We start from the raw sequence: 1029 nt of genomic DNA, 5'->3' as shown, positions 1-1029 counted from the left end.
TCGACCGCGACCCCCAGGCCTGCGCCCGCACCGACTCCGCGGCCCGTAGCTTCGGCGTGCACCTCCAGATCGTCAAGGGCGACGCCCCGCACATCCTGGAGAACCTCCCCGAACCCGACGTAGTACGGGTCGGCGGCGGGGGAGCGGCCGTCGTCTCCGCGGTCGCCGACCGGCGCCCGCAGCGCATCGTGGCGCACGCCGCCACCCGCGACGAGGCCGAACTTGTCGGCCGCGACCTGACGGAGCACGGTTACCACGTCGAGTGCGCCCTCCTCCAGTCCGTCGAACTCGACACCAGGGCCTGGACGGAGACGGAACGGAGCGTCGCGTTCCTGCTCAGCGGCCTCCTTCCGGAGCGCGTTTCCTGACCCCGCGAACCGTCCCCGTGATCCTGTTGTCGTACTGCGCGCGGTAGGCTGGCGGACCGTTGTACCGCACAGGGTGGACCGGCGCTTCGTTCGCCAATGTCCGGAAAACCCGCCCGTTTTGGGGTGTGTGTGGTACAGCGGAACCGGAGGACGCGCAACGTGGCGCAGTCCACAGCGGGCCGTCACGGATCAAGCTGCCGTGACGGCCGAACGGCCGCGACAATGCCATTGAATGGCTTTGTCGTCTAAATGGCTTTGTCGCTTTTTGGCGTCGGGTCGTTCGTGCCGCTGGAGAGGCACGCTCGTTCTCCACTGCGGGGCGGTCGGTGCGCCGTTCCCGGTGAGCGGGTCGAAGAAGCACTAACCGATGGGCGAGGGGTACGCATGACCGACACCGGCCAGGTCCCGGCCGAGGGGTTGCCGGAGAACGCAGGCATGGTGGAACAGCCGAGCGTTCCCGCACACGGCGCGTACACCTACCTCTCCGAGACCACCGCCGAGGACGAGGACCTGCTGCTTCTGCCGGGCGCCCAGGGCGCCTGGGGCAACGAGGTCCCGCCCCCCGTCCCCGAGCCGGTCGTCGAGACCGTCCAGGAGCCCACCGCGCACGAGCCGGGTCCGCACGAGACGGCGGGCCGCGACAGCGGCTCCGTCGACCTCG

At 70.1% G+C, this 1029-nt stretch carries 1 protein-coding gene and 1 pseudogene; both read left to right on the top strand.

Annotated elements, in window-relative coordinates; genetic code table 11:
• Window positions 1-368 (top strand): annotated as a pseudogene (locus tag R6V09_RS53780) (precorrin-6y C5,15-methyltransferase (decarboxylating) subunit CbiE); the annotation flags it as partial.
• Between the two features lie 384 nt (window positions 369-752).
• On the top strand, window positions 753-1029 hold a 277-nt coding region (locus R6V09_RS53775; protein WP_317888644.1), incomplete at its 3' end, for a hypothetical protein.

Origin of the sequence: Streptomyces sp. W16, from assembly GCF_033194735.1 — a bacterium.
GTDB lineage: Bacteria > Actinomycetota > Actinomycetes > Streptomycetales > Streptomycetaceae > Streptomyces.
This window is presented reverse-complemented; position numbering and strand designations above follow the sequence as displayed.